This window comes from Silvania confinis (assembly GCF_025564085.1).
Classification (GTDB): Bacteria; Pseudomonadota; Gammaproteobacteria; order Enterobacterales; family Enterobacteriaceae; genus Enterobacter; species Enterobacter confinis.
In genome coordinates, this window is record NZ_JAMGZJ010000047.1 from 1 (window position 1) to 476 (window position 476).

1 protein-coding gene is annotated in these 476 nt (G+C 67.4%); it reads left to right on the forward strand.

From position 1 onward, the window contains the following. A partial coding sequence (locus tag M8013_RS00210) for an asparagine synthase-related protein (protein ID WP_271265834.1) occupies positions 1–476 on the forward strand: 476 nt, incomplete at both ends.

Consider the following 476-nt stretch of genomic DNA (forward strand, 5'->3'; position numbering starts at 1 on the left):
GCTTGGGCATCAAGCCGCTGTATTACGCGCGGCACCGCGAGGGACTGCTGTTCGGCTCGGAGATCAAGTCCATCCTGGCGCATCCGGAATTCGCCGCCAGGCTCGACGCGGTCGGCCTGGTCGACCTCCTGACGCTGTCCCGGGGCACTTCGCAGACGCCGTTCCGCGAGGTCCAGGAACTGCTGCCCGGCCACCTGCTGTCCTGGCGTCCCAATTCCCAGGCGAAGTTACGCCGCTACTGGGAGGTGCGCCGCCAGGAGCATGCCGACGACCTGCAGAGCACCGTGCAGCGCACCCGCGAACTGGTCACCCGCGCCCTGGGGTCGCAATTGCACGCCGACGTTCCGGTGTGTTCGCTGCTATCGGGTGGGCTCGATTCGACCGCCCTGACCGGCATCGCCCAGCGCATCGCGAAGGCGGAGCACGGCGGCGACATCAATTCATTCTCGGTGGACTTCGTCGGTCAGGCCGAGCAG